General features: G+C 66.4%; 16 protein-coding genes. 3 read left to right on the forward strand and 13 right to left on the reverse strand.

What is annotated here, in order from left to right:
- Nucleotides 1-739 precede the first annotated feature (739 nt).
- On the forward strand, nucleotides 740-2,662 hold the full coding sequence (locus ACZL02_RS10835; protein ID WP_472939626.1) for a M23 family metallopeptidase: 1,923 nt from the start codon (nucleotides 740-742) through the stop codon (nucleotides 2,660-2,662).
- 124 nt (nucleotides 2,663-2,786) lie between these two features.
- Here the strand turns inward: ACZL02_RS10835 and ACZL02_RS10840 are convergent, their stop codons facing one another.
- The 5 genes from ACZL02_RS10840 to ACZL02_RS10860 all read right to left on the reverse strand — a co-directional run bounded on the left by ACZL02_RS10840 (nucleotide 2,787) and on the right by ACZL02_RS10860 (nucleotide 8,690).
- The gene (locus ACZL02_RS10840; protein WP_472939627.1) at nucleotides 2,787-4,151 is read right to left on the reverse strand and encodes an extensin-like domain-containing protein; all 1,365 of its coding nucleotides are present in this window, start codon (nucleotides 4,149-4,151) and stop codon (nucleotides 2,787-2,789) included.
- Nucleotides 4,148-5,314, reverse strand: coding sequence for a L,D-transpeptidase family protein (locus tag ACZL02_RS10845; RefSeq protein ID WP_472939628.1), 1,167 nt, complete (start codon nucleotides 5,312-5,314; stop codon nucleotides 4,148-4,150). Before ACZL02_RS10845 ends, ACZL02_RS10840 begins: the two co-directional genes overlap by 4 nt.
- A gap of 117 nt (nucleotides 5,315-5,431) precedes the next feature.
- Nucleotides 5,432-6,925 (reverse strand): L,D-transpeptidase family protein, encoded by a 1,494-nt coding sequence (locus ACZL02_RS10850; protein WP_472939629.1) that lies wholly within the window; start codon nucleotides 6,923-6,925, stop codon nucleotides 5,432-5,434.
- A 223-nt stretch (nucleotides 6,926-7,148) separates the two neighbouring features.
- On the reverse strand, nucleotides 7,149-8,297 hold the full coding sequence (locus ACZL02_RS10855) for a BaiN/RdsA family NAD(P)/FAD-dependent oxidoreductase (RefSeq protein WP_472940060.1): 1,149 nt from the start codon (nucleotides 8,295-8,297) through the stop codon (nucleotides 7,149-7,151).
- Nucleotides 8,298-8,426: 129 nt separating this feature from the next.
- On the reverse strand, nucleotides 8,427-8,690 hold the full coding sequence (locus tag ACZL02_RS10860) for a type II toxin-antitoxin system RelB/DinJ family antitoxin (RefSeq protein WP_472939630.1): 264 nt from the start codon (nucleotides 8,688-8,690) through the stop codon (nucleotides 8,427-8,429).
- Nucleotides 8,691-8,933: 243 nt separating this feature from the next.
- On the opposite strand from ACZL02_RS10860, the gene ACZL02_RS10865 reads away from it, so the two are divergent.
- Entirely contained in the window at nucleotides 8,934-9,206 is a 273-nt protein-coding gene (locus ACZL02_RS10865) for a type II toxin-antitoxin system RelE/ParE family toxin (RefSeq protein WP_472939631.1), read from the forward strand.
- Between the two features lie 19 nt (nucleotides 9,207-9,225).
- On the opposite strand, the gene ACZL02_RS10870 is transcribed toward ACZL02_RS10865, so the two are convergent.
- The 3 genes from ACZL02_RS10870 to ACZL02_RS10880 form a co-directional block, all read right to left on the reverse strand.
- Nucleotides 9,226-9,978 carry an amino acid ABC transporter ATP-binding protein gene (locus tag ACZL02_RS10870; protein ID WP_472939632.1) on the reverse strand — a complete coding sequence of 251 codons (753 nt, stop codon included), beginning with the start codon at nucleotides 9,976-9,978 and terminating at the stop codon, nucleotides 9,226-9,228.
- A complete protein-coding gene (locus tag ACZL02_RS10875; protein WP_472939633.1) occupies nucleotides 9,975-10,655 on the reverse strand; it encodes an ABC transporter permease subunit in 681 nt (226 codons plus the stop codon). Before ACZL02_RS10875 ends, ACZL02_RS10870 begins: the two co-directional genes overlap by 4 nt.
- A 93-nt stretch (nucleotides 10,656-10,748) precedes the next feature.
- Nucleotides 10,749-11,504 (reverse strand): amino acid ABC transporter substrate-binding protein, encoded by a 756-nt coding sequence (locus ACZL02_RS10880; protein ID WP_472939634.1) that lies wholly within the window; start codon nucleotides 11,502-11,504, stop codon nucleotides 10,749-10,751.
- 212 nt (nucleotides 11,505-11,716) lie between these two features.
- Between ACZL02_RS10880 and ACZL02_RS10885 the strand changes: the two genes are divergently transcribed.
- Entirely contained in the window at nucleotides 11,717-13,135 is a 1,419-nt protein-coding gene (locus tag ACZL02_RS10885) for an APC family permease (RefSeq protein ID WP_472939635.1), read from the forward strand.
- Between the two features lie 74 nt (nucleotides 13,136-13,209).
- Here the strand turns inward: ACZL02_RS10885 and clpB are convergent, their stop codons facing one another.
- The 5 genes from clpB to ptsP all read right to left on the reverse strand — a co-directional run bounded on the left by clpB (nucleotide 13,210) and on the right by ptsP (nucleotide 22,046).
- Nucleotides 13,210-15,831 carry an ATP-dependent chaperone ClpB gene (clpB, locus tag ACZL02_RS10890; protein ID WP_472939636.1) on the reverse strand — a complete coding sequence of 874 codons (2,622 nt, stop codon included), beginning with the start codon at nucleotides 15,829-15,831 and terminating at the stop codon, nucleotides 13,210-13,212.
- A gap of 204 nt (nucleotides 15,832-16,035) precedes the next feature.
- A complete protein-coding gene (locus ACZL02_RS10895) occupies nucleotides 16,036-17,334 on the reverse strand; it encodes a DUF4167 domain-containing protein (RefSeq protein ID WP_472939637.1) in 1,299 nt (432 codons plus the stop codon).
- A gap of 416 nt (nucleotides 17,335-17,750) precedes the next feature.
- Entirely contained in the window at nucleotides 17,751-18,617 is an 867-nt protein-coding gene (gene prmC / locus ACZL02_RS10900; protein ID WP_472939638.1) for a peptide chain release factor N(5)-glutamine methyltransferase, read from the reverse strand.
- A gap of 6 nt (nucleotides 18,618-18,623) precedes the next feature.
- Entirely contained in the window at nucleotides 18,624-19,703 is a 1,080-nt protein-coding gene (prfA, locus tag ACZL02_RS10905) for a peptide chain release factor 1 (RefSeq protein WP_472939639.1), read from the reverse strand.
- 75 nt (nucleotides 19,704-19,778) lie between these two features.
- On the reverse strand, nucleotides 19,779-22,046 hold the full coding sequence (gene ptsP, locus ACZL02_RS10910; protein ID WP_472940061.1) for a phosphoenolpyruvate--protein phosphotransferase: 2,268 nt from the start codon (nucleotides 22,044-22,046) through the stop codon (nucleotides 19,779-19,781).
- Nucleotides 22,047-22,155: the final 109 nt, after the last annotated feature.

Below are 22,155 nucleotides of genomic sequence, written 5' to 3' on the forward strand. Positions count from 1 at the left end.
ACCCTGACGGTGACGTTTTGGCATCCAGCAAGTAATTGCTATCTTCCAGGTGAAGCCGCCTACTCGGCAAACCTCGTAAAATCTTCAAGCAGCAGAGGCGCCAATTGGAACCGCACCGACCAACTTGGCCGATCCAGTTCTGCGCCAACCCGTCTGGTTGGCCCCGGCGCCGCGCCGTCTCGATGTCCGCTGTATAGGCCCCGGCCCTCGTTTCTGTCAACGACCTTTTCGCAAAATCGTCGCAGAGAGCCGAAAACTCCATATTCTGCAGGGCCTCCGGGCTGTCGCTTTTTCAAAGACCCGCGCTGCCGCCGGCGGAACATTCTGAACGGACCTTCGGCCAGTCCAACCAAAGCGCTAAAGTTTCCAAGGCAACACAGCCATTATCGTAGGGTGGCCCTCCCGATCGGCGCTGGGACCGTTCGCGTGACGTTTTGCGCGCAGAGACGATTGCCTCACAGCTGGAGGACCGAGACTGGAAGGAGGACCCCTCTACCCTCTACCCTCTACTCTACCCTCTCCTCTCCTCTCCTCTCCTCTCTTCCCATCCTGTCGCCCCTTCCTGACCGCATCCATTGTGGGAAGCACCGTCCGCACCGCCTGCAGCATTGACAGTCCCGCGCTGCGCCGGGTTAATCGCCCCATTCGTTCAGCGGCGCGGCGCGATGCCCCGGCCGCCGGTCGCGATTTCGCCACCATGATCGCCGATGGCCGGGATGACACCCAACCAAGGAAGTGAATGAGCCAGGATTCGCCCCGTCGACCCGAGTTCGGAAACGAGCCGCCGCTTCTCGCCGATCGGCGACGGCGTCCGGACCGTCGCCAGGTCTCGGTGCGCTGGCTGGCGGGTACCTTGCTGACCGGTCTCACCTCGAGTGCACTCATGGGCATCGCGCTGTCGGCCGCGCTCGACGGGCGCCATACGATGGCAAGCCCCGCCGCGGCGGCAACTGCTGCCGCCTCGCTCGACGCCACCTCGGAAAAGGGCGAGCGCGTCTTTGCCACCGCCATCCCGATGACCAAGAGCCGGCAGACCCTCGAACTCTCGACCGTCACGCGCGAGGGCGACCGCGAGGTGATCCGGACCCTCCCCTTCGCCTACGTCAACATGTCGCTCGCCGCACGCCACACGACCAATGTCGACTACCCCGCCTTCGACGCGATGAAGGTCTTCGCCGAGGATGGCGATGCCGCGCCGGAAGTCGAGGCGGATGCCGCTCAGATCTATGGTGGCAAGACCGAGAGCGAGATGAGCCTGAAGATGGAGCCGTTCGACTTTACCGACCTCGACGAGAGCGGCGAGATCGACGACCAGCAGGCTGAGGCGCAGGTGCGCGGCATCGCGCCGACTTTGTCATACGACCCCGTCAAGGTCGCTTCGCTCGAGCCGGTCGACCCGCTGCGCTTTGCGCTCGAGAGCGACGCCCAGGACTACGAGCCCGGCTCGGCCTTCCGCGTCATCGAGGAGAATGTCTCGGTCGCCGCGCCGAATGCACCGGCGGAGATCCCGCTCTATAACGAGGAGATCATCCCCTTCTCCACACAGAAGACCATCCTGTCGGCGCTCACCGAGGCCGGCTACGAGGAGAACGAGGCGAGCTATCCGGCCGAGCGGCTGGCCGACGTCCTCTCGACCAAGGTATTGAACGCCGACAACGTCATCCGGGTCGGCGCCGAGACCGAGGGCGGCGTCCGGCGGATCGTCCGTCTCTCGGTCTATCGGGGCGACACCCATATCGTCACCGTTGCGGAAAACGATGCGGGGCGCTTCGAGCCGGCGGCAGCCCCGGATGTCAGCCATTCCGTCGCCGACGCCTTCGATGAGAACACCAGCGAAGGCCAGCGTGCCGACATGCCGAGCGTCTACGACGGCATCTACCAGGCCGCCCTGTCCTATGGCCTGAACGAGCGCCTGTGCCAGCAGCTCATCCGCATGCTCGCCTCGGAAGTCGATTTCCAGGCAAGGCTTGGTCCAAAGGACCACCTCACCGTTTTCTATTCGCTCGAAGAAGGCCAGGAGTCGGCGACCGACGCATCGGAAATCCTCTTCGTCGAAGCCGGTTTCGGCGATGTCGCGAAGAAATACTACCGCTTCCGGGCGGAGGGCGACGATCACAGCGACTATTACGACGAAGAGGGCCGCAGCTCCCGCCAGTTCCTGCTGCGGAAGCCCGTCCCCAATGCGCGGATGAGCTCGCCCTTCAGCACCGGCCGCAAGCATCCTGTGCTCGGCTATACCCGGCCGCACTGGGGAGTCGACTGGGCGGCCCCGCAGGGAACGCCGATCCTCGCGGCCGGATCGGGCGTGGTCGAGACCGCCGGCTGGACCAATGGCTACGGCCGCCAGACCATCCTGAAGCACGCCAACGGCTACGAGACGTCCTATTCGCACCAGAGCGGCATCGCCAAGGGCGTTGTCCCGGGCGCCCGGGTCCGGCAAGGCCAGATCATCGGCTATATCGGCTCGACCGGCCTCTCCACCGGCAACCATCTGCACTACGAGGTGATGGTCAACACCACGAAACTCGACCCGATGCGCATCAAGCTGCCCTCCGGCCGCGTGCTGCAGGGAGAAGAGCTCGAAGTGTTCAAGCGCGAACGCGACCGGATCGACAACCTGCTGATGGACCGCGACGACCCCGCCAAGGTTGCCGCCCGGTAGAATTTTCCGAGGTCAGCACGGAACGCCAAATTGAAAGAGGACATCATCCTCTCCACCAGAGTGTTCGCTGCGTTATAGCGGAGCCAGTCCCCTGCTCGCACTGCAAGCTAGCCCCGATCGACGCTTACTTGCAGTACGTTGCGCCGTTGGTGCGGGCGGCGATGTCGAGGTGGAAGTGGGTATCGTGGTCTGAATCGGTGCCCGGTCCGAGCACCGTCTTGAACGGGCCGCAGGCCGCGGCGCGGATGGAATCCTGGAACTTCGCCTCCGGGCTCCCCGCTGGCTTCGCCGCTACGCCGATCTCCTCGCCCTTGTCGAAAACGAAGGACGCGATGTCGATGGCGCTGCCGCGCGCATGCTCGGAAATGCCCTTCTCGCTGGCGCGCGGTCGGCAGACATAGGTCGAGGCGTGCCTGAATTCGGTGAGCTTGCGGTCCGGGAGGTCGGCCTTCGCCGCCGGTACGACACCCTTGGTCATCCAATCGTCGAGCGCCAGCGCCGTGCGACAGAGCATCTGCGTCTTCGGCGATACCGTGATGCCGGACGACAGACGGGTAATGGCGACCGGCCGAAGCACCCCGCATTCGCCTTCGGAAATGCTGTCGTCGACGGTGAAGTCGACGCCGCGCTTCTTCAACTCGGCCTCACAGGCCTCGGCGTCCTCCACGGCAGCGGCCGCAAGAACCGCGGCGGCAGGGCTGACCGCTGTCGTGCGCGCCTTCAGCTTCTCCGTCGAGTTCGGCGCCGCATCCTTTTCCGCGGCCTTCATTTCGGAAGGCGTCGGGCTGGCAGGCTTCTGCGGTTCGGCCTCGACTGCTGGCTTTTTCTCGCCAGGCGCGGCCGGCCGCTGGTCAGGCACAGGAATCTCATCCACGGGCTTTGCCGCCGTCGCCGCGGGGTCGACGGTCGTCGTCACAGCGGCACCGGCTTCCTCAGCGAGGCCGGCATCGGAGTCGATCGCAGGCTTCTGCTCCGACTTTGCTTCCGGCTCGACAGGCGTTGCCGGCTCGGCCGGTGCCTGTACTGCTTTCGCTTCGACCGGAGGTGCCGGGGAGGCCTCGGGCTTTGGCACGTCTTCGGCGCGCGGCACGGCGGGCGTCGCCTCAGCGGTTGCCGGCTGTTCGGCCACTATCTCGGACTGCGGCTTCGTATCGGCCGCATCTGCACCCGGCGCCTTTGCATCAGCATCCTCGGCAATAATGGCTGCAGCGGTCGCTGCCGCCGCGGCGGGAACCGCTGCATTTGACGGCGTAGCCGGGCGCTGGTTGGGAACCGGCACGGCGCCGGTCGCCGACGCCTTGGGCGCCGAGCGTTTCGACTGGTGACGGCGGGCCGTCGCCTTGCGCGGTGCCGGCTTGCCGAACAGGCGCTCCAGCGGATTGGCATCGGACCAAGGCAGTTTCTGCGCTGTCGCCGGCGCCGCATCCGTCAGACCGGCAATGCTGAGGATCGCGAGAACCGCGGCGCTGCGGCGCAACGCCGACCTCATTCGCTGAACTCCACCACGGTCTTCGCCGGCTGCACCATCTTCGAGAGTGCCTGCGCGTCCCAGTTGGTCAGCCGCACGCAGCCATGGCTCGCCGTCTTGTCGATCTTCGAGGGATCCGGCGTGCCGTGGATGCCGTAGGTCGGCTTCGACAGGTCGATCCAGACGATGCCCACGGGTCCGTTCGGGCCGCCGGGCAGCGTCAGCTTCTTGTCGTTCTTGCCTTGCTTGAAATTCTTGTCGGGATTGTACTCGTAGGTCGGCTCCTGCGCGCTGCCGTTCACCTTCATCGTGCCCGATGGCGACGGCGTGCCTTCCGAACCGATGGTCGCGGGATCCATCAGGAGAATCTTGCCGTCCTCGTCATAGGCGATGAGTTCGCCGAGGCTTTTGTCGACGACGATCTTGGCAACCTTGCCCTCCGGTGCGGCGCCGGGGTTGACCACCAGCACTTCCTGGCCGACGGTCGGCTGGTCGATGCTGGGATTGAGCCGCCGCAGCAGCTTCTCGTCCATGTGGAAACGCTCGCCCAGCATTTCGGCGACATTCCGGTAGCCGAGCCATTCCAGCTTGGCGAGCTTGGCGTAATCGGTCGGCAAGTCCGGCACGAAACGTTCATCGAGATCGGCCTGGGTCAGGCGGTAGACCTGCGTGGCCTTGGCGGTATCGGCAGAGAGCGCGGCCCAGAACTCAGGATCGGCTTTGCCGTCCGCCTTCAGGTCATGCATCTTCTCGAAGGCCTTGATCGCTTTTTCGGTGTTGCCGCCCGGCATGCCGTCGATGACGCCCGGCGAGGCGTGCGCGCGGTCGAGCAGCACCTGCATCCGGATCAGGAAGGGATCGGGAACATCCTCGGGCTTTTCGGCGATGCCGGGATCGACGGCCACCGCCTGCTGATCGGCGGCGGGAGCCTTCGCTGCCTGTTCGCGGGCCATTGCGTCGACGGTCGAATCCGCTTCACCCTCGATCACGTCCTTGGCCTCGGCGGCGGTTTTGACGCGCGCCTGCCATTCCTCGAACGTCGCCGCATCGATCGCGGCCGGCGAGAGGTCCGGTGCGCTGATGGCTGTCGGCGCCGGTGCGGCAGCGGGGTCAGGGGCCTGCGCCTGCGCCACCGAGGAGAGAAGGAGGCTGATCAATGCCGAGTGGATGAACTGTGGCCGCATGTCTGTCTCCGCCTGTTTTGCAGGGAGTAACGTGCAGAAGCGTACTCCGCTCCGGGGTCTTCAGCTTATCTTATCAAGGGGTGCCGGCATCCCTGTCGCTGCAAATGCAGCCGCGCTCTACTCGATGAACTCGACCGTGACGCCCGGCTTGACCAGCTTTGCCAGTTCCTGCGCGTCAAAATTCGCCAGGCGCACGCAGCCATGGCTGTTGGTCTTGCCGATCTTCGAGGGCTCCGGCGTGCCGTGGATGCCATAGGTCGGCTTCGACAGCGCAATCCACACCGAGCCGACCGGTCCGTTCGGGCCCGGAGGGATGGTCAGGATCGACTTGTTCGACCCTTGGGTGAAATTGATCTTCGGATTGTAGGTGTAGTTCGGGTCGAAGGCGATGCGGCTGACCTCGACCGTGCCGCTCGGCGACGGCGTGTCGGACGATCCGATGGTCGAGGGATAGGCGGCCACGAGCCGGCCGGTCGCGTCGTAGGCGCGCACCTGTTCGCGGCCCTTGTCGGCGATGATCCGGGCGACCGGCTCGGTGATGTTCGCCCCGACCGCGGTCACCTTCAAAATGGTGCCCGGCCGGTTGAAGTCGGCGCCGGGGTTGATCGCCTTCAGATAGTTCTCGTCCATGTGGAAACGCTCGCCGAGCATCTCGCTCACGCGGGTATAGGCCATCGCCGGGAGCAGCGCCTTCTCGGCATAGTCGTCCGGGATGGAGGCGACGTAGGGGCCGGCGATGTCCTTCTCGGTAATGGTGTAGCTGACGATGGCGGGACCGCCGGTGGAATCCAGCTCTTCGGCAAGTGACTGCGAATTGGTGGCGTCGAGCCGCGTGCCGAACTTCTCCTCATAGGCGGCGACGGCCTTGTCGACATTGCCGCCCATGCGGCCGTCGATCACGCCCGGCGAGATGCCGGCGCGGTCGAGCAGCACCTGCAGTGCGGCGATCTGCACAGAGGCGTTCTTGCCCTTGGGGCCGGCAACGGACGGTGCGGGCCGGGATTCAGGCGCCGTCGTCTCGTTGGGAGCAACGATCGAAGGGTTGCCCTCGGGCATGTCGATCGCGCCGCCGGCATCGCCGGGCAACTGGGAGTCGCCGGGCAACTGCGAGTCGCTGGGCAAGCCGGCATTGCGCTGACCGCCGGAAAGGCCATCATCGCCTGGCTCGGGAAAGGCTGAATCATAGGTCGGGTCCGGCAAGGCCCCCCGCTCGACCGGCGCGTCGTAGCGCGGATCGGACCGTTGATCGGCACGGCGGGATCTGAAGCCGGGATCGATGCCGGGAACGTCGTCCGCCGGGCCTTCCAGCACGAGGTTCGGATCGCCGGCGGGCGGCGCACCCAGCCCTGCCGAGCCGTTCCGGCGCGGGCGGAAGCCGCCACGGTCCGGCTGCTCGACGCCGATGATGCGGCCGCGCGCGTCGACGGTCACCCGCCGGCCATACTCGTCGATAAAGCTCTCTGCCCGGCGCGGGGGAGCGGCATCGTCGCCATTCCCGTCGTAGATCGGCAGATCGTTCGGCTCGTAATACTGTGCCAGCGACGGCGTGGACGAGAGCGCCGACAACGCCAGCGCCACGAGCACGGCGGACGGCACAGTGACTGACTTCATCTGAACTCTCCACGCAGAGCAAGGCGGCCCGCCCCAACACCAACGGCTGCCGTAGCACCCCAAGCTGTCCCGGGGGTTACCAGATCGCAAATGAACCCGGCATGAAGAAGGCGTTCGCGAGAGGCCCGGCGGCTCGGTGGGCCCCTCGTTCAAGCGAAGCGAAAGGCCGGTTGCCCGGCGTTCGCGCGCGTTGCGGGCCAGCAGGTCTGGTCGTCAAGCTTGCTCAGGCGACCTGCCCGGCGCTCCAGCCGGAGGCCCAGGCCCACTGGAAATTATAGCCGCCGAGCCAGCCGGTGACGTCGACAACCTCGCCGACGAAATAGAGCCCGGGCACGCTGCGTGCCTCGAGGGTGCGCGAGTCCAGTTCGTTGGTGTCGACGCCGCCGAGCGTCACCTCGGCCGTGCGATATCCCTCGGATCCAGCCGGCTTGAACCGCCACTGGTTGACCGCGAGGACCACGCCGCGCAGCAGCTTGTCCGACCAGTCGGCCAGATTCTTCGGCCCGGGATGCGCCTCGGCAATGCGCTGGGCAAGGCTCTTCGGCAGGAAGGCGCCGAGCGCCGTCTGCAGCGCCTGACGGCCATTTTCCGCTCGCGCGGCGCGCAGGTCCGCCAGCACGTCGCGGTCCGGCAGCATCGCGACCGAAATCTCGTCGCCCTCACGCCAGAACGAGGAGATCTGCAGCATGGCCGGTCCCGACAGGCCGCGGTGGGTGAACAGCAGCGCCTCCGCGAACGTCGTCTTGCCGTGCGACACCGTCGCGTCGATGGCGGTGCCCGACAGCGGCTTCAGCCGCTCCAGCGTCGGCGGGTCGAGCGTCAGCGGCACCAGCGCCGGCCGGACATCCGTGACCTTCAGGCCGAACTCCCGCGCGACGTCGTAGCCGAAGCCGGTGGCGCCCATCTTCGGGATCGACTTGCCGCCGGTGGCGATGATCAGCGAGCTGCACTCGACTGGCTCGGAGCCACGGCTGTCATGGCTCAGCACCGCGGAGAAGCCGTCTTCCGTCTTGCGAATGCGACCGGCCGAGGTGCCGAGCCGCAGTTCGGCGCCGGCCTCGCGCAGCTCGGTCATCAGCATCGCCACGATCTGGGCCGCCGAGCCGTCGCAGAACAGTTGCCCCAGCGCCTTCTCGTGATAGGCGATGCCGTAGCGCTCGACGAGGGCGATGAAGGCGCTCGCCGGATAGCGCTTCAGCGCGGAGATGCAGAAGCTCGGATTGGCGGAGAGGAAGTTCTTCGGGCTGGTGTGCACATTGGTAAAATTGCACCGCCCGCCACCGGAGATGCGGATCTTCTCGCCCGGCGTCGCCGCATGGTCGACCACCAGGACGCTCCGCCCCCTTCTGCCCGCCTCGGCGGCCGCCATCATGCCGGCGGCACCAGCACCGATGACCAAAACGTCGATTTTCACGTGGGTGATACTCCGAGATGTAGCGAGAGCCGATAGCGCAGGCATGACTTCAGATCGACGCAGGGGGCCTTGTCGTTTAGCAGCTGTTCATTTCTCGTCGTTCAGATCGGCCATCAATGCCGCGAGGCTGTCGAAGCGCGCGACCTCGCCGCGCTGGGAGGCTACCATCGCCTGCTCGGTCGCGTCATTCGGAACCCGCACCTCGAAAGGCAGCGAACGCTCCGCTACGACCCGCACCAGCATCATGCGAATGGCGTCAGACACCGAAAGGCCCATCTGCGCAAGAATGTCGCTGGCTTCCCGTTTTAGATCTGCATTGATCCGCGCCCGCACAACTTCCGATACCGCCATGACCCAACACTCCGGAAGAGGCTACAGTGTAGCTACACCTTGTAGCGATTTCCAGATGGCCCACCGTTTGCCGATGGTCAAGGAATATGTCGCTCCGACAGGGAGCACGTTCCCCATGGCTACGAAATCTCCCGGCAACCCGTCTTGCGCTGGAACATCTCGCCGCGTTCCATGAGCCAAGCCGAAAATGCAGTCTCTTCGCCGCCGATCGGCGGCCTGCCGTTTCCCGCAAGCGAGTAAACAATGCGCGCGATAGAGCGAACGGCCAGATTTAAGCGTGACTACAAGCGTCAGCGAATGGCTGATCCCAAACTGGACCTGATCCTGCAGGACGTCCTGGCATTACTGGTCGCCGATGCACCATTGCCAGAACGCCTGCACGATCACGCTCTCGGCGGCAACTGGTCCGGGTACCGCGACTGCCACCTCAAACCCGACCTTGTTCTGATCTACGCAAAACCTGCGCACACCCTGAGTCTCGTACGGATAGGGTCGCATAGCGAACTTTTCGGTTGAAGTGGCCTCCGCGCAATTCTCAGTCCACCGCCCCCGTCAGCGTCTTGACGAAGCGCATGGTGCGCGGATCCCGCGGGGTCTGGAACAGCACAGCGGGCGGCCCTTCCTCGACGATGCCGCCGCCCTCCAGGAAGGCGACGCGGTTGGCGATCTGCCGGGCGAGGCGCAGGTCGTGCGTCGCCATCAGCATGGTCATGCCTTCTCCGGCAAGCGTGCGGAGGACCTCGACGACCTCTCCCGCCAGTTCCGGATCGAGCGCCGATGTCGGCTCGTCGCAGAGCAGCAGTTTCGGCGATGCCGCCAGCGCCCGCGCGATGGCGACGCGCTGCTGCTGGCCGCCCGACAGCGTCGCCGGCCAGGCCTCGGCCTTATCAGCCATGCCGACCTTCTCCAAGAGCTCCATCGCCCGTGCCCGGGCCTTGTCCTGGGGCCATTGCGAGACGACGACCAGCCCCTCCAACACATTACCGATCACCGTGCGATGCGGAAACAGCTGGAAATTCTGGAACACCATGCCGGTCTGCCGCCGGACCGCCAGGATATCGGCCTTCGAAGGTTTGTGTGCGGCGTCGAAACCCAGACGGAGGGTGCCGAGCTCGAGCGTTCCCGCCTCCGGCATTTCCAGAAGGTTGACGCAGCGCAGCAGCGTGCTCTTGCCGCTGCCGGAGGGACCGATCAGTGCGGTGACGCTCCCCTCGGCGATGTCGAGATCGACGCCGCCCAAGACGACATTCTCGCCGAATCGCTTGCGGATGCCGGAAAGGCGGATCATCGGCCGGTCTCCAGAAAGCCGCCATACCGGCCGTAGTGCTTCTCAAGGCGCGCCTGAAGAGCCGAGAGCACCGAGGAGACCACGAGATAGAGCAGCGCCGCCTCGATATAGAGGATCAGCGGCTCGTACGTGGTCGCGACGATCCGCTGCGCCTGCTGGAACAGTTCGGGCACGGTGATGGCGGCGGCGAGCGAGGTGTCCTTGACCAGCGAGATGAACGAGTTCGACAGCGGCGGCACCGCGACCCGCGTCGCCTGCGGCACGATGGTGCGCATCAGCGTCTGCCTTCCGGTCATGCCGATGGCGTAGGATGCCTCCCACTGCCCGCGCGAGACCGAGGTCAGTGCCGCGCGGATGACTTCCGACGTATAGGCCCCGACGCTCAGCGTGAAGCCGATCAGCGCCGCCGGAAAGGCGTCGATCAGGATGCCGACGCTCGGCAGGCCGTAGAAGATGACGAAGAGCTGCACCAACAACGGCGTGCCGCGGATGAACCAGACATAGAACCGCGCGAGCAAGGCTAGCGGCTTCGGCGCGAACAGCCGGGTCAGCGCGGTGACGAAGCCAAGTGCGATGCCCAGCACGAAGGACAGCACCGCCAGCGGCACCGAGAAAACCAGTCCGGCGCGGACGAGTGGCCAGAGCGAATCCAGCATGAGCTGCAGAAAGGGCGGCAAGCGTGTTCCCCAAACGAAAAGACGGCCGACCGGAAGCCGGTCGGCCGCGTGGTTGAGCCCAGTGTGCCGCCAGGCGGGCGGCGACGCCAGCCGTTACTGCGAGACGTCGGCGCCGAAGTACTTCTGCGAGATCTTGCCGTAGGTGCCATCGGCCTTGATCGCCGCGAGCGCCTTGTTGATCTCGGCGACCAGCGGCGCGTTGTCCTTCTGCACGATGATGCCGGAGGCAGCCGCATCATCCTGCGTGGCGACCACGGCGACGCCCGCCTGTGGCTGCTTCTTCTTGAAGTCCAGATAGGACAGGTTGTCGTTGATCGTGGCGTCCGCCCGGCCGGTCAGCACCAGCTGCACGGACTGGTCGAAGCCGTCGGTCCCGACGAGCTCGGCGCCGGCGCTCTCGGCGATCTTGCCATAGTTCGAGGTCAGCGACTGCGCCGCACGCTTGCCCTTGAGGTCCGGGAAATCCTTGATCGGGCTGCCGTCCTTGACGATCAGGACCGCCTTGGAGACGATGTACGGGTCGGAGAAGTCGAACCGCGCCTTGCGCTCCTCCGTGATGCCGACCTGGTTGATCACCGCATCATAGCGGTCGGAGGCAAGGCCGGCGATCAGGCCGTCCCATTTGCCCTCGACGAACGACGCCTTGACGCCGAGCTTCTCGGCGACGGCCTCGCCGATCTCCACGTCGAAGCCGACCAGCTTGCCGCTGGTGTCGTGAAAGGTGAAAGGCGCATAGGTGCCTTCGGTGCCGATGCGCAGGGCGCCGCTGGATTTGACGTCCTCGAGGCTTCCGGCGCTGGCGAGTGCCGCGCTCGCGAGAAGGGCGGCAAGGGTGGCGGCGAATTTCATCTGGTGAGTCCTTAGGCAGGGAAGGGGTGCAACGATAGGCAGAAGATCGGAAATGCGTCAGGGTTCCTCAAGGAATGGATTGGCGTTCCCCCGCCGATCCGTAGCTTTTCCGTCCGCCTCGGTCCCGGTCACCACTGGCCTGACCGTTTGACATGGCCTGGAGCCCGACACTAATCCTAGCTGAGGAATAGTTGACCAGGGGAGACGCCGAGATGACCGACATCACACAGCCGGCCGGGGGCGAGACCGCGGTCGAGCCGGCGCTGCACCGGGTGATGGGGCCCTGGCTCCTCCTCCTCTTCATCGTCGGCGACATTCTCGGCACCGGCATCTACGCGCTCACCGGCCAGGTCGCCAAGCAGGTCGGCGGCGTCGTCTGGCTGCCCTTCCTCATCGCCTTCGTCGTCGCCCTCATCACCGCCTTCAGCTATCTCGAACTGGTGACGAAATACCCGAAAGCCGCCGGGGCTGCGCTCTATGCGCACAAGGCTTTCGGCATCCATTTCGTCACCTTCATCGTCGCCTTTGCCGTGATGTGCTCCGGCATCACCTCGGCGGCCACCGCCTCGCGGGCCTTCGCGGCCAACATGTCGACCGCGCTGGGGCTTGGCCTCGAGGGCGGTATCGGCATCACGCTGATCGGTCTCGCCTTCATGGCGATCGTCGCCGTCGTCAACTTTCGCGGCGTCGGCGAGAGCGTGAAGGCGAACGTCGTCCTCACCGTCGTCGAGTTGACCGGCCTCCTCATCATCATCTTCATCGGTCTCTGGGCGATCGGCCTTGGCCAGGGCGACGTCTCGCGGGTCATGCAGTTCGGTGGCGCCGCGGATTCGACTGTCTTCTGGTCGGTCATCTCCGCCACCACGCTCGCCTTCTTCGCCATGGTCGGCTTCGAGGACTCGGTGAACATGGCCGAGGAATGCAAGGATCCCTCGAAAATCTTCCCGAAAGTTCTCCTCGCCGGCCTCGTCATCACCGGCGTCATCTATGTGCTCGTCTCGATCTCGGCGATCACCCTGGTCTCGCCGGAGGATCTCGGCGAGGGCGAGACGCCGCTGCTGAAGGTCGTCTCGGCCGGCGCGCCGAGCTTTCCGCTCTGGATCTTCGGCTTCATCACCATGTTCGCGGTCGCAAACTCGGCCCTCATCAACATGCTGATGGCGAGCCGTCTCGTCTACGGCATGAGCCGGGAGCATGTCCTGCCGGCAGCGCTCGGCAAGGTGCACGCCACGCGCCGCTCGCCCTACATCGCCATCGGCTTCACCACGCTGCTGGCTTTCGGCCTCATCACCTTCGTCGGCGAGGTGCCGGCGCTCGGTGGCACGACGGCGCTGCTGCTCCTCTGCGTCTTCACCGTGGTCAACATCGCTGTCCTGGTGCTGCGCAAGGACCCCGTCGAGCACGCGCATTTCCGCACGCCGACCGTCCTGCCGATCCTCGGCGCCATCGCCTGCGCCTTCTTCGCCGGCCCCTGGACCGGCCGCGACCCGGTGCAATACTCGATCGCCGGCATTCTCCTCGCCATCGGCGTCGGCCTCTGGGTCGTCACCGTCCTCGTCAACCGTGCCGTCGGTACCGGCCCGGCACCGGAGCAGGCTGAAGCGGCGGCCATGCGCGGCCCGAACGGCTGACGGCATCTGCCGGAAAACACAAAAAGGGCGACCCTTCGGCCGCCCTTTTCTAATCACTTTGACAAAGCAGCCGCTTACGCAGCGACCCGGTCCCCGGCGACGCCGGCTTTCGAGCCGACGACGTAGAAGCCCAGCCGGTCGGCGCCGGCGGTGATCTTGACCACCGACTCGTCCCGGATTTCGCCGAGCAGGATCTTCTCGGCCAGCGGGTCCTGCACCTCGCGCTGGATCACCCGCTTCAGCGGCCGCGCGCCATAGGCCGGGTCGTAGCCGCGCTCGGCAAGCCAGGCGCGGGCGCCATCGTCGAGGTCGATGACGATCTTGCGGTCGACGAGCAGCTTCTCCAGCCGCTTCAGCTGGATGTCGACGATCGCGCCCATTTCCGCCCGCTTCAGGCGGTGGAACAGGATGGTCTCGTCAACGCGGTTGAGAAACTCCGGCCGGAAGGCCGAGCGCACCACCTGCATCACCTGCTCGCGCACGCTGTCGGTGTCGACGTCGTCCGGCAGGCTCGTGAGGTATTCCGCCCCGAGGTTCGAGGTCATGATGATCAGCGTGTTGCGGAAGTCGACCGTCCGCCCTTGCCCGTCCGTGAGGCGCCCGTCGTCGAGCACCTGCAGCAGCACGTTGAAGACGTCGGGATGCGCCTTCTCGATCTCGTCGAACAGGACGACCTGATACGGCCGGCGCCGCACCGCCTCGGTCAGCGAGCCGCCCTCCTCGTAGCCGACATAGCCGGGAGGGGCGCCGATCAACCGGGCGACCGAATGCTTCTCCATGAACTCCGACATGTCGAGCCGCACCATCGCGGTCTCGTCGTCGAACATGAACTGCGCCAGCGCCTTGGTGAGCTCGGTCTTGCCGACGCCGGTGGGCCCGAGGAAGATGAACGAGCCGATCGGCCGGTTCGGATCCTGCAGGCCGGCCCGCGCCCTGCGTACCGCCCGCGACACCGCCTGCACCGCTTCGCCCTGGCCGACGACGCGCATCCCGATCGCGTCCTCCATCCGCAGCAGCTTGTCGCGCTCGCCCTCGAGCATCCGGTCGACCGGAATGCCGGTCCAGCGGGAGACGACCTGCGCGATATGGTCGGGCGTCACGGTCTCCTCAACCATCGAGGCGGCACCGCCGACTTCATGCGCCTCAGCCTCCGCGACCTCGCGCTCGAGCTGCGGGATCTCGCCATAGGCAAGCTCGCCGGCGCGCTGGTACTCGCCCTTGCGCTGGGCGATGGCAAGGTCGTTGCGGGCCTCGTCGAGGCGCTTCTTGAGGTCCGCGGCGAGGCCGAGCTTCGACTTCTCGGCCTGCCAGGTCTGGGTGATCCGGTCGGACTCTTCCTCGAGGTTGGCGAGCTCTCCCTCCAGCCGCTCCAGCCGGTTGCGCGAGGCGTCATCATCCTCGCGCCGCAAGGCTTCGCGCTCGATCTTCAGCTGCATCACGCGGCGGTCGATTTCGTCGAGCACCTCGGGTTTGGAATCCACCTGCATGCGCAGGCGCGCCGCGCCTTCGTCGATCAGGTCGATCGCCTTGTCCGGCAGGAAGCGGTCGGTAATGTAGCGGTTCGACAGCTGTGCCGCCGCGACCAGCGCCGAGTCCGAAATCCGCACCTTGTGATGCTGCTCGTACTTCTCCTTCAGGCCGCGCAGGATCGAGATCGTGTCCTCGACCGTCGGCTCAGAGACGAACACCGGCTGGAATCGCCGGGCGAGCGCCGGGTCTTTCTCGACATGCTTGCGATACTCGTCGAGCGTCGTCGCGCCGACGCAGTGCAGCTCGCCGCGGGCCAGCGCCGGCTTCAGGAGGTTGGAGGCGTCCATCGCGCCGTCGCCCTTGCCCGCGCCCACGAGGGTGTGCATTTCGTCGATGAACAGGATAATGCCGCCGGCCGCCGAGGTTACCTCGGACAGAACCGCCTTCAACCGCTCCTCGAACTCGCCGCGATACTTCGCACCGGCGATCAGCGAGCCCATGTCGAGCGCCATCAACTGCTTGTCGCGCAAGGATTCCGGCACGTCGCCGTTGACGATGCGCAGGGCCAAGCCTTCGGCGATGGCGGTCTTGCCGACACCGGGTTCGCCGATCAGCACGGGATTGTTCTTGGTGCGGCGCGACAGAACCTGGATGGTGCGGCGGATTTCGTCGTCGCGGCCAATCACCGGGTCGAGCTTGCCCTCGCGCGCATCCTTGGTCAGGTCGCGGGCATATTTCTTCAGCGCGTCATAGCCTTGTTCCGCCGAAGCGGAGTCAGCCGTACGCCCCTTGCGCAGATCGTTGATCGCCTCGTTCAGGCCCGCCGCAGTGACGCCGGCCTTTTCGAGGATCGCCGCGGTCTTCGCCGACTTCTCGACGGCGAGCGCGAGAAGCAGCCGTTCGACGGTGACGTAGCTGTCGCCCGATTTCTTGGCGATCTCCTCGGCGGTGGCGAAAATCTTCGCCAGCGGCTGCGACAGGTACATCTGCCCGTTGCCACCCGAGACTTTCGGCATGGCTGCCAGCGCCGCATCCACCGCCAGCCGCACATCCGCCGCCCGTCCGCCGGCCTTCTCGATCAGGCCTGCAGCCATGCCCTCGCTGTCGTCGACCAGCACCTTCAGGAGATGCTCGGGCGTGAACTGCTGATGATCACGCGTCGTTGCGGCGGTCTGGGCAGCCTGGATAAAGCCGCGCACCCGCTCGGTATATTTTTCCATGTCCATCGACAAATTCTCCTGTTGGCGCGGCACCCGTCCGGCATGGCGCGCAAGTGGAGGCTGGCTCCCGTCATCGGCAAGCCGTCCGCTCTGGAATATGGGGGCCGTTCGGCGCGGCCGGAAGAGGATGCGGCAGGTGGACCGGAAACAAAAACGGCGCCGGGAGTAACCCGGCGCCGTTCTGTATCTTGCAGTGAGTGGGTATCCCGATCAGCCGTTCGAGGCCATCAGGAAGGCCGGCAGATGATCACCGCCGTCGTCGCCCCCGCCGGACGAATCATCATCCGGCTTCTTCTTCTTCGGCCGGCCCGGCTTGCGCTTTACCTTGGCCTCGCCCTCGACGGGCGCTGCATCGGACGCCGGTGCATCGACCGTCGCCGAAGCTGGCGCTGCGGCGGCTGGCGCCTCGGCAGGGGTCGCGACCGGTGCGGCCGGCGGCGTTACGGGCGCCTCGGCCTGCGGCGGCGCGGCGGCAGCCGGCGATGGCTCGGCCGCTATCGGCTGGGAGGTTTCGGGCTGGCCGGCATCGAACGCGCCGGCAACACCGGCCTCGCTCTCGCCGAGACGCGCACGGCGCGGACGACCGCGGCGGCGCGGCTCGCGCTCGGCGTTCTCGCCGTCATTGCGCGGACGAAACTCCTCGGCCGGCGCATCGGCGCGGGCTGAGTTCTCGCCGGAAGCGACAGCGGGCTGCTCGTTCTGGAGACGGGGCTCGACGAAAGGCTGAGGACCGAGGCCGCTCGGTGCCGGACGGTTTTCGCCCCGAACCTCCCGGTTCTGGCCATTCTGGCTATCACGGTTCTGGCCATCTCGGCCCTGCTGGTCGCGGGCAAATTCCCGGTTGCCGTCGCGGTTCTCGCGGTTGCCGTCGCGATTGCCGCGGCCCGCATTGTTATCGCGGCCAGCGTTGTCGCGGTTTGCGTTGTCGCGGCTTCCGTTGTTGTCGCGGGCAACATTGTTCTCGCGGTTGCCGTTGTTGTCGCGGTCGCGGGCCTCGCGGTTGCCGTCCCGGTTGCCGTTGGCATCCCGGTTGCCGTCGCGGTTCCGGTCGCGGGCGAACTCGCGGTTGCCGTCACGCGGCTGGTTCTGGTCGCGGGCGTTCTGCTGGCCGTTGCCCTGCGGACGGTCCTGCTGGCCCTGCGGCGGCTGGCGGTCCTGGACGGGCTGCTGGTTGCGATCCTGCGCGTCGAAGCTGTCCTCGCCGCCCTCCTCGTCATCCCCGTCGTACTCGGCCTCGTCCTGCTGCAGCTGGAACGTGCCCTGCGCTGCCGCAACGATGCGGCCGTAGTGCTCGGCGTGCTGGAGATAGTTCTCGGCCATCACGCGGTCGCCGGAAGCGGAAGCGTCGCGCGCCAGCGTCGAGTACTTCTCGGCGATGTGCTGCGCTGTGCCGCGGATCTTCACGTCGGGGCCATTCGACTCGTAGCTGCGCGAGAGCGGGTTAGGTCCCTTACGACCGCGTCCGCGCATGCGCTGCTTGTTCTGCTGCTGCTGCTGTCCTGGCCTCATGCTCTTCCTGTCTTTGGATATCCGGCCTTCAGGCCAGTGAGCCCCTTGCCGCGGGGTGCTTCGTCACGCTGGAGGAAGCGTCGCGGCACACGATCGGCTGCGTTCAGTCGCTGCCAGTATCGAGATTGATGTTTCGGTTAAGCCGATCGATTCCAAATCGACGGTATCACGGACGGCAGCCATGCCATTCTTCGAGCGCCTGGCATCCCGACCGGTCCAGCGGACCGAGATGCGCGGGGCGTTCCCCCTCGAATATTCCGTAACGCCTGCAAATCTAGTGGCTTCGCTGCGCAGCCACAAGCCTTATTTACTGGCGTCCGACTTAAAGCTTAGCGTCTCCAACGGTTTTCCGCCCGATATTGACGCCAAGAGAGCACGGTCCCCGGTCCGCCGCAGCGCCTTCCCCGAATCATCGATCACGGGTGTCGGCGGAACCACAGCGCTCGCGTCGTGCCGCTGAGATCATCCGCCGATGCGGCGAGATCAAGGCCGCTTCGCTTGAAGATCTGGCAGACATCGCTTGCCTGACCCTGACCGATCTCCATCAGCGCATCGCCGTCCGGCGCGAGAAGCGATGCGGCCTGTGCGGCGATGGCACGGTAGGCGTCGAGGCCGTCCGCCCCGCCATCCAGCGCGCGCATCGGGTCGTGCGCTCGCACCTCGCGCGACAGGCTGAGAATGTCGGCGCTGCGGATGTAGGGCGGGTTGGAGACGATGATGTCGATGGGCGTCCGAAGCGCTGCCAGATAGTTGCCGACGACGGGATAGAACCGGGCCGCGACGCCAGCTGCCTCGGCGTTCCGCCGCGCCGTCTCGACGGCACCTTGGGAAAGGTCCAGCGCCACGACCGCGAGATCGGGATAGAGCGCCAGCAGCGACACCGCGATCGCGCCGCTGCCGGTGCCAACGTCGACCAGGCGGCAGCTGCCCCGCGCAGCCAGCACCCGCTCGATCGGCTGGCGGCAGAGATCGACGAGGATTTCGGTGTCCGGGCGTGGCTCCAGCGTATCCGGCGACAGCACGAAATCATGCGCGTAGAACGCCCGCCGGCCGATGATGCGGTGAACCGGCTCGCCTGCGAGGCGGCGCGCGACGAGACCCTCGAGAAGCGTTTTTTGATCGGGAGAAGCGGGATCATGACCGCGCAGGATCAGCCCTGCAGCGTCCAGGCCGAAAGCGAACGCCAGCAGCAGCCGGCTGTCCAACTCGGCTTCCGCCGTCACCGGCGCCAACTGCTTGCGGGTGCGGACGAGCAGCGCGGCGATCGTCTCGGGGGGCGACACGCCGGCCTAGCTTTCGTTGCCGACCGAGGCGAGGAGGCTGGCCTGGTGATCGGCGGTAAGGGCGTCGACGAGTTCGCCGAGCTCCCCCTCCATCACCTTGTCCAGCTTGTAGAGCGTCAGGTTGATGCGGTGGTCGGTGACGCGGCCCTGCGGAAAATTATAGGTGCGGATGCGCTCCGAGCGGTCGCCCGAGCCGACCTGGCTGCGCCGGTTTTCGGAGCGTTCGTCGTCGGCCCGCTGCCGCTCCATGTCGAACAGCCGCGCCCGCAGCACCTGCATCGCCCGCGCGCGGTTCTGGTGCTGCGACTTCTCGGCCGAGACGACCATGATGCCGGTCGGCAAATGCGTGATGCGTACGGCCGAGTCTGTCGTATTGACATGCTGGCCGCCGGAGCCGGAGGCCCGCATGGTGTCGATGCGGATATCCTCGGCCTTGATGTCGATGTCGATGTCCTCGGCCTCGGGCAGCACCGCGACGGTCGCCGCCGAGGTATGGATGCGCCCGCCCGACTCTGTTGCCGGGACGCGCTGGACGCGGTGGACGCCGGACTCGAACTTCAACCGGGAGAACACGCCACGCCCGTTGATCGAGGCGATGACTTCCTTGTAGCCGCCGACCTCGCCCTCGCTGGCCGACAGCACGTCGACCTTCCAGCCGTGGGTCTCGGCATAGCGCTGGTACATGCGGAACAGGTCGCCGGCGAAGAGGCCGGCCTCGGAGCCGCCGGTGCCGGCCCGGATTTCGAGGATGGCGCTCTTTTCGTCGGCCGCATCCTTCGGCAGCAGCAGCAGCTGGATCTCCTCCGACAGCGCCGCCTCTTGGTCGCGAAGGGCGGAAATCTCCGCCGAAGCGAGGTCACGCATCTCCCGGTCGGAGGCCGGGTCCTCCATCATCGCGCGCATGTCGGCAAGTTCTTCCTCGATCCGCCGGTAACGGCCGATCGCCGCGACGATGCCCTCCATGCCCGCATATTCGCTGGCAAGGGCGGCAAAGCTCTCGCGGTCGCCGCCCTTGGCCATCTCGGCCTCGAGATAGGAAAAGCGGCGAACGATCTCGTTCATCGTGTCAGAAGGCAGAACTGCCATGTCGTCCCAAGCGTCGGTAAGAAAGGGGGCACGCGTGCCGGTCGGCCGCGCGCTCAGCGTCCGTGCGAAGGCCCGCTAATAGGGGATCGCGTGCGCTTCGGCAAAGCTCGTCAGCAATTGCCGCATCGAGCCGCTGCGGTAGCGATCGGCGATATGGGCGTCCATCACCGCCTGCAGCTTGGCCACCGGAAGCTCCAGCAGCATCGCCTTGACCGGCCCGATCGCCGAGGGCGTCATCGAGATCGAGCGGAAGCCGAGGCCGATCAGCGCCATCGCCGACAGCGGCTTGCCCGCCATCTCGCCGCAGAGGGTAACCTGCACCGAATTTCGCTTGCCAGCGTCGAGAATGCTCTTCAGCGCCGTCAGGAACGGCGGCGACAGGTCGTCGAACCGCCCCGCCATCCTCGCATTTCCGCGGTCGACGGCCGAGAAGAACTGGAAGAGGTCGTTCGAGCCGATCGAAACGAAGTCGACCAGCTGCATCAGCTCGTCCAGCTGGAACAAGAGCGACGGCACCTCGATCATCGCGCCGATCTTCAGCCGGCGCGGCATGACATGGCCGAACTTGGTGAGGTGCTTGAACTCGCGCGAAATCAGGTCGCGGGCCTGCCGCAGCTCGGCAAGCTCGGTGATCATCGGGAACATCACGCGCAGCTCGCGCCCGGCCGCAGCCTTCAGGAGGCCACGCAGCTGGGTGCGCATCAGGCCCGGCCGATCGAGCGCGAGGCGAATGGCGCGGTAGCCGAGCGCCGGGTTCTCCTCGGCCGACTGGTGGAGGTAGGGCAGTATCTTGTCGCCACCGATGTCGAGCGTGCGGAAGGTCACCGGCATCGCGCCGGCCGCATCGAGGACGGCCGCGTAGAGCCGCTCCTGCTCGCTCGCCTTCGGCATCGACGACGACACCATGAACTGCAGTTCGGTGCGGAACAGGCCGATGCCCGTCGCGCCCGAGGCGCTGAGCTGCGGCAGGTCGACCAGCAGGCCGGCATTCATCAGGAGGTGGATCTCCACCCCGTCCTTGCTCTCGGCGGCGACGTCGCGCAGCGCCCGGTACTGCTCCTGGCGCTTGGCGCGGAACTGCACCTTCTCCACGAACACGCCCTCGACCTCGGCGGTCGGGCGCAGGTGCACGCCGCCGTCGTCGCCGTCGATGATGATGGCGTCGCCGTTCTCGGACATCGAGACGACGCCCTTGGCCTGGCCGACCACCGGAAGGCCGAGCGCGCGGGCGACGATGACGACATGGCTGGTCGCCGTGCCCTCTTCCAGGATCAACCCGCGCAGCTGGTCGCGTCGATAGTCGAGCAGCTCGGCCGCGCCCATCGAGCGCGCGACGATGATTGCGTCCTTCGGCCCGTCCTCGCCGCCGGCGCCCTCCGCCCGGCCCATCAGCTGGCGCAGCAGACGGTTGGCGAGGTCGTCGAAATCGTGCAGCCGCTCGCGAATGAACGGGTCGGTCATGTGCATCATGCGCGCGCGCATGTCGCTCTGTACCTTCTCGACCGCAGCTTCCGCTGTCAGGCCGTTGCGCACCGCCTCTTCCAGCCGCCGCACCCAGCCGCGGTCGTGCGCGAACATGCGGTAGGCCTCGAGCACCGCGCGGTGTTCGCCCTCGGCCGCGATGTCGCGACGCGACAACATGTCCTCGATCGAAATCCGCAGGAACTGCAGCGCCTTTTCGAGGCGGGTGATCTCGGCGTCGGCATCCTCGTTGAAGAGGTTGGTCACCACCACGCGCGGCTCGTGCAGCACGACATGGCCGAGCCCGATGCCCTCCGACAGCGCGACGCCGTTGAACGAGACCGGGCGCGACAGATCGAGGACGACACCCGGGCGCGACAGGCCGGCAAGGCTGCCCGCGGCGATCATTTCGGCGACGACCATGGCGACGGTCTCGAGCGCCTCGACCTCCTCCTCGCGGTAGACCCGCTTGGCGCGGTTCTGCACGTCGAGCACGCCCAGCGTCCGGCCGGCGCGCAGGATCGGCACGCCGAGGAAGGCGTTGAACGGCTCCTCGCCGGTCTCGGGCAGGTAGGTGAAGGCCGGGTGCTTCTGTGCCTCGGGAAGGTTCAGCGAACGCGCGGTGGCAGCGATCGTGCCGACCAGGCCTTCGCCCAGCCGCAGTTGCGCCAGATGGACGGAGCCCGGGTTCAGACCCTCGGTGGCGTAGAGCTCGAGCACCGCGTCGGCCCGCAGCACGTAGAGCGAGCAGACCTCGGCGACCATGTTCTGGGCGATCTGGCGGACGATCTCGTCAAGACGCGCCTGCGGCTCCAGGGGCTCGGCCATGAGCTCCCGGATCTTGCGCATGAGCACGCGTGGTCCTGACGAATCGCTTCTGATCAACGCCGTCTTCCAACTGCCGGTCCCGAGGAAACCGCCTTCCGGTCCGTCCGCCCGCCACCGACGCGCGCAATTTCAGCGGGCGACACCCTTTCTCAGGGGTGCATCG

The organism is Mesocryomonas fontinalis (assembly GCF_055730125.2).

Excerpts from the sequence above, each read along its gene's own strand:
- ACZL02_RS10835 (WP_472939626.1), top strand. The coding sequence starts at position 740 with ATGAGCCAGGATTCGCCCCGTCGACCCGAGTTCGGAAACGAGCCGCCG.
- ACZL02_RS10840 (WP_472939627.1), bottom strand. The coding sequence starts at position 4,151 with ATGAGGTCGGCGTTGCGCCGCAGCGCCGCGGTTCTCGCGATCCTCAGC.
- ACZL02_RS10845 (WP_472939628.1), bottom strand. The coding sequence starts at position 5,314 with ATGCGGCCACAGTTCATCCACTCGGCATTGATCAGCCTCCTTCTCTCC.
- ACZL02_RS10850 (WP_472939629.1), bottom strand. The coding sequence starts at position 6,925 with ATGAAGTCAGTCACTGTGCCGTCCGCCGTGCTCGTGGCGCTGGCGTTG.
- ACZL02_RS10855 (WP_472940060.1), bottom strand. The coding sequence starts at position 8,297 with ATGATGGCGGCCGCCGAGGCGGGCAGAAGGGGGCGGAGCGTCCTGGTG.
- ACZL02_RS10860 (WP_472939630.1), bottom strand. The coding sequence starts at position 8,690 with ATGGCGGTATCGGAAGTTGTGCGGGCGCGGATCAATGCAGATCTAAAA.
- ACZL02_RS10865 (WP_472939631.1), top strand. The coding sequence starts at position 8,934 with ATGCGCGCGATAGAGCGAACGGCCAGATTTAAGCGTGACTACAAGCGT.
- ACZL02_RS10870 (WP_472939632.1), bottom strand. The coding sequence starts at position 9,978 with ATGATCCGCCTTTCCGGCATCCGCAAGCGATTCGGCGAGAATGTCGTC.
- ACZL02_RS10880 (WP_472939634.1), bottom strand. The coding sequence starts at position 11,504 with ATGAAATTCGCCGCCACCCTTGCCGCCCTTCTCGCGAGCGCGGCACTC.
- ACZL02_RS10885 (WP_472939635.1), top strand. The coding sequence starts at position 11,717 with ATGACCGACATCACACAGCCGGCCGGGGGCGAGACCGCGGTCGAGCCG.
- clpB (WP_472939636.1), bottom strand. The coding sequence starts at position 15,831 with ATGGACATGGAAAAATATACCGAGCGGGTGCGCGGCTTTATCCAGGCT.
- ACZL02_RS10895 (WP_472939637.1), bottom strand. The coding sequence starts at position 17,334 with ATGAGGCCAGGACAGCAGCAGCAGCAGAACAAGCAGCGCATGCGCGGA.
- prfA (WP_472939639.1), bottom strand. The coding sequence starts at position 19,703 with ATGGCAGTTCTGCCTTCTGACACGATGAACGAGATCGTTCGCCGCTTT.